We start from the raw sequence: 5717 nt of genomic DNA, 5'->3' as shown, positions 1-5717 counted from the left end.
GCGGATCCAGGAGATGTTCGCCGAACTCCTCCCCCTCTTCGAGAACGGCTCCCTCACCCCCCTGCCGATGTCCACCTGGGACATCCGCCGGTGCTCCGAGGCCCTGCGGTTCATGAGCCAGGCCCGGCACGTCGGCAAGATCGTCGTCACCGTGCCCAGGGCCTTCGACCCCGACGCGCCGGTCCTCGTCACCGGCGGCACCGGCGGCGTCGGCGCGCACCTCGTCCGCCACCTGGTCCGCTCCTGGGGAGCCCGGCACGTCGTCGTCGCCGGCCGCCGGGGACCCGACGCCCCGGGCGCCGCCGAGCTCGTCGCCGACCACGACGGCGCCGTCACGGTCGTCACCTGCGACGTCACCGACCCGGACGCCCTGACCGCGCTGTTGGCGGCCCACCCCGACCTGCAGGGCGTGGTGCACGCCGCCGGCACCGTCGACGACGGTGTCCTCGGCTCGCTCACCACCGACCGCGTCCGGGCACTACTGGCACCCAAGGCCGACGCGGCGGAGCTGCTCGACCACGCCACCCGCACCCACGACCTGTCCTTCTTCGTCGGGTTCTCCTCCTCCGCCGGGGTCCTCGGAGCCCCCGGCCAGGCCGGCTACGCCTCGGCCAACGCCACCCTCGACGCCATCGCCCTCCGCCGCCGCCACCGAGGGCTCCCCGGCCAGTCCCTGGCCTGGGGCCTGTGGGCCGACACGGGCATGGCCGGTGACCTCTCCGACGCCGAACGCCGGCGACTCACCGACCAGGGCTTCCCACCACTGACCGCCGAGCAGGCCCTCGGACTGTTCGACCAGGCCGCCCGACGACCCGAGGCGCTGCTCGTCCCGCTGCGCCTCGACACCCGCCGGCTCAAGGCCACCGCACCGCCGCTGCTGCGCGACCTGGCCGGACCGGTGCGCCGCACCGCCACCACCGCCGCGACCGGCGCCGACACCTCCACCCTGGTGCGGCAGCTGACCGGTCTCTCCCCAGGCGAGGCGGTGGAACGGCTCACCGACCTGGCCGTCGACTGCGCCAGCGCGGTCCTCGGCCACGGCGGCACCCGCCGGGTCCAACCGGACGAGGCCTTCGCCGACCTCGGGTTCGACTCGCTCATCGCCGTCGAGTTCCGCAACAGGCTCAACGCCGCCACCGGCCTCACCCTGCCCGCCACCGTCACCTTCGACCACCCCACGCCCAGGGCCGTGGGCCGGGCACTGCTGGGGGAACTGGACCTGGACGGCGTGCCGTCCACCTCCGCCCTCCTCGCCCAGCTCGACCGGATGGACACCGCCCTCGACGCGCTCGGCGCGGACGAGTCCGGCCGGGCCGCGCTCGCCGCGCGCCTGCACGCCCTGGCCGACCGGCTCACCACCCCCGACCCGGGGGCCGGGGCAGCCGAGGCCGTCGGCGTCGGAGACCGGATCGCCGACGCCTCCGCCGACGAACTCGCGGATCTCCTCAGCCGGGAGTTCGGCATCTCCTAGCGCGGCCCGCCCCAGACCAGCGACAACCAGCGCGAACCCAGCGAGGTCCCCCATGGTGGAACAAGACAGGATGCTGCACCTGCTCAAGCAGGTGACCTCGGAGCTGCACGAGACCCGCAACCGGCTCAAGCGAATCGAGGACCGCTCGACCGAACCGATCGCCATCGTCGGCATGGGCTGCCGCTACCCCGGCGGCGTGGTCGACCCGGACAGCCTGTGGGACCTCGTCGACACCGGCCGCGACGCCACCTCGGACTTCCCCACCGACCGGGGCTGGGACCTGGCCAACCTCTTCGACGACGACCCCGCCGCCGTGGGCCGCTGCTACACCCGGCGCGGTGGGTTCCTCACCGGAGCCGCCGACTTCGACCGCGAGTTCTTCGGCATCTCCCCCCGCGAGGCGTTGGCGATGGACCCGCAGCAGCGGATCCTGCTGGAGACCGCGTGGGAGACCTTCGAACACGCCGGGATCGACCCCACCGGGCTGCGGGGCAGCGGCGCCGGCGTCTTCGTCGGCATCCCCGCCGCCGAGTACAACCACCGCAGCAGCCCCCGCGACGACGTCGAGGGCTACCTGCTCACCGGCAACGGCTGCTCGGTGGCCTCCGGACGCCTCGCCTACACCTTCGGGTTCGAGGGACCCGTCGTCTCCGTCGACACCGCCTGCTCCTCCTCGCTGGTGGCCCTGCACCACGCCGTGCAGTCGCTGCGCGCCGGCGAGTGCTCGCTGGCCCTCACCGGCGGCGTCACCGTGCTGTCGGTGCCCACCATCTACGTGGAGTTCGCCCGCCAACGCGGCCTGTCCCCGGACGGCCGCTGCAAGTCCTTCTCCGACGACGCCGACGGCACCGCCTGGTCGGAGGGCGCCGGCATGCTGCTGGTGGAGCGGCTGTCCGACGCCCTCCGCAACGGACACCGGGTGTACGGCGTCATCCGGGGGACCTCCGTCAACTCCGACGGCGCCTCCAACGGCCTCACCGCCCCCAACGGGCCCTCCCAACAGCGGGTGATCCGCTCCGCGCTGGCCTCGGCGGGCCTGTCCACCGGCGACGTCGACGTCGTCGAGGCGCACGGCACCGGCACCGCGCTGGGCGACCCCATCGAGGCGCAGGCGCTGATCGCCACCTACGGCCAGGGCCGCACCCCCGACCGCCCCCTGCTCCTGGGGTCCATCAAGTCCAACATCGGGCACGCGATGGCCGCCGCCGGCGTCGCCGGCGTCATCAAGATGGTGCAGGCCATGCGCCACGGCAGGGTGCCCCGCACCCTGCACGTCAACGAACCCAGCAGCCACGTCGACTGGTCCGGCGGCACCGTCGCCCTCGCCAGCGACCCGACGGCGTGGCCGGACACCGGCCGGCCCCGCCGCTCCGCCGTGTCCTCCTTCGGCATCAGCGGCACCAACGCCCACGTCGTCCTCGAACAGGGCCCCCCGGTCGAACCCACCCCGGCCGACCCGGACACCTTCCCGGCACCGCTGGTGGTGACCGCCCGGTCGGAGGAGGCGCTGCGCGCCCAGGCCGGGCGGCTGGCCGAACACCTCACCGCCCACCGCGACCTGCCGCTGGGCACCATCGCCCGCAGCCTCGCGACCACCCGCGCGCGGCTGGACTTCCGCGCGGTCGTGCTCGCCGAGGACCACGCCGGGGCGCTGGCCGGCCTCGACGCGCTCACCCGCGACCAGCCCGACCCCCGGGTGCGCACCGGGACCGCCGTGCCCCCACGGCTGGCGGTCCTCTTCGGCGGCCAGGGCACCCAGCGGATCGGCATGGGCCGCGAGCTGCACGCCCGCTTCCCCGCCTACCGGGACGCCTTCGACGAGGTGTGCGCCGCCCTCGACCCCGAGGTCGGCTTCTCCGTGCGCGACGTCGTCCTCGGCGACGACCAGGACTTGCTCGACGACACCGGCCACGCCCAGCCCGCGTTGTTCGCCGTGCAGACCGCCCTGTACCGGCTGCTCGCCTCCTGGGGGGTGCGGCCCGACATCGTCGGCGGCCACTCGATCGGCGAGGTGACCGCCGCGCACGTCGCCGGGGTGTGGGACCTGCCCGCCGCCTGCCGGGTCGTCGCCGCCCGCGCCGGCCTGATGCGGCGGCTGCCCCCCGGCGGCGTGATGGCCGCCCTCGCCGCCGCCCCCTCCACCGTGGACGCCCTGCTCGTCGAGGGCGTCGAGGTGGCCGCCGTGAACGGCCCGACCTCGGTCGTGGTGTCCGGCGACGCCGAGGCCGTGGAGCAGGTGGTGGCCGCCGCGACCGGGCGGGGCGTGAAGGCCACCCGGCTGCGGGTGTCGCACGCCTTCCACAGCGCCCACATGGACCCGGTGCTCGCCGAGTTCACCCGGGTGCTGGAGAGCGTCGAGTTCCGGGCCCCGGAGTTCGTCGGCCTGTCCAACGTCACCGGCGGCACCGCCGACCGGTGGACCGAACCGGCCTACTGGGCCGAGCACGTCCGCTCCACCGTCCGGTTCGCCGACAACCTCGCCAAGCTCGGTGACCTCGGCGCCACCGCCGTCCTCGAGGTCGGCGCCGACTCCACCCTGGCCGGGATGGCCGGGCTGGTGCTCGACGAGTCCGTGCCCGTCGTGTCCACCCTGCGCCGCGACGGCGACGAACCGGCGCACGTGCTCACCGCGCTCGGCGCCCTGTTCTGCGCCGGCACCCCGGTCGGCTGGGAGGCCGTGCTCGGCCGCGGCGACGTCGTCGGCCTGCCCACCTACCCGTTCCAGCGGGAACGGTTCTGGCTGAGCGGCTCCGGCCAGTCCGCCGACCCCCGAGGGCTCGGCGTGACCGCCGCCGACCACCCGGTGCTGGGCGCCGTCGTCGACCTGCCCGGCTCCGGCGGTGTGGTGCTCACCGGGCGGCTCGCCTCGGGAACCCACGGCTGGCTGACCGACCACCCGGTGCGCGGGCAGGTCGTCGTCACCGTCGGCGCGCTGCTGGAGACCGCCGTCCGGGCCGGCGACGAGGCCGGGCACGACACCGTCGCCGAGTTCCACGTCGCCGAGCCGCTGGCGGTCCCCGACGGCACCGACGTCCACCTCCGGGTGACCCTCGTCCCCGACGGGGACGCCGCCAGCGACCTGTCCGTCCACGGCCGGGTCGACGGAACGACCACCTGGACCGAGCTGGCGACCGGACGCCTGACCACCGGCGGTGCCGCCCCGGTGCCGGCGCCCCCGGAGACCCCCCACGACGTGGAGGAGCTCGCGGTCGCCGAGGGCGGCGCGCTCCGCCGCCTGCGGCGCTCCGACGACCTGGTCCTCGCCGACCTCGACCTGCCCGTCGACCGCGCCCGCGACGCCAGGCACTTCGACCTGCACCCGGCACTGCTCGACACCGCCCTGGCCGCCGCCCGCACCGCCGGCCTGCTCGGAGCGGACACCCTCACCGCCAGCTGGGTCGGGCTGCGCCTGCACGCCGTCGGCGCCGCCGAGGTCCGCGCGGTCCTCCACCGCCGGGACACCGGCGAACTGGACGTCCTGCTCGCCGACGGGGCCGGGGAACCGGTGCTCACCGGGCGCGTCACCGAACTGCGGGAAGCCACCGTCACCGCACCGGAGGGGACCACCACCGACGTCCGGGCGGACCCGCTCTACCGCGTCGAGTGGACCTCGGTCACCCCCGGGTCCACCGAGGACACCGGCAGCTGGCACGTGCTCGACGAGTTCGCCGCCGCCGACGCCCTGGCCGCCGTCGACGGTGAACCCGACACCCTGGTGTGGCCCGCCTTCGCGCCGTCCGACGACGAACCCCGGTCGGTGCACGCCGCAGCCCACGCCACCCTCGCCGTGCTCCAGACCTTCCTCGCCGAGCCCCGCTGGTCGGGTGCCCGCCTCGTCGTCGTCACCCGGGGTGGCGTCGCCACCCACCCCGCGCACCGCGCCCCGGTGACCGCCACCGCCGCCGCCGTGGGCGGCATGGTCCGGTCGGCCCAGTCCGAGGATCCGGGTCGGGTCCTGCTCGTCGACCTGCCCCCGGGCAGCGGCGTGCCCCTGGACGAGATCCGGGCGGCCGTCGCCGCCGGCGAACCCCAGGCGGCGGTCCGGGACTCCACCGTGTGGGTGCCCCGGCTCCAGCCGTCCCCCGCCGCGACCGTGGCCCCGCCCCCCGAGGGGACCTGGCGGCTGGCCGCCGACGGACGCGGCAGCGTCGACGGCGTCGCACCCGAGGCGACCGACCCGGTCACGGACCTGCCCGACGGCGCCATCCGGGTGTCGGTGCGGGCCTCCGGGGTGAACTTCCGCGAC

Annotated in this window: 2 protein-coding genes; both read left to right on the top strand. The window is 75.8% G+C overall.

Annotation, left to right across the window (positions count from 1 at the left end):
• Positions 1-1471: type I polyketide synthase (locus tag ACTIDRAF_RS0218980; protein ID WP_016700310.1), on the top strand; the 1471-nt coding region annotated here is incomplete at its 5' end.
• A 52-nt stretch (positions 1472-1523) separates the two neighbouring features.
• A partial coding sequence (locus tag ACTIDRAF_RS29795; RefSeq protein WP_157163138.1) for a type I polyketide synthase occupies positions 1524-5717 on the top strand: 4194 nt, incomplete at its 3' end.

This window comes from Actinoalloteichus spitiensis RMV-1378 (assembly GCF_000239155.1).
Classification (GTDB): domain Bacteria; phylum Actinomycetota; class Actinomycetes; order Mycobacteriales; family Pseudonocardiaceae; genus Actinoalloteichus_B; species Actinoalloteichus_B spitiensis.
Note: the sequence above shows the minus strand (reverse complement) of the source record. Positions and strands in the feature narration are given on the sequence as shown.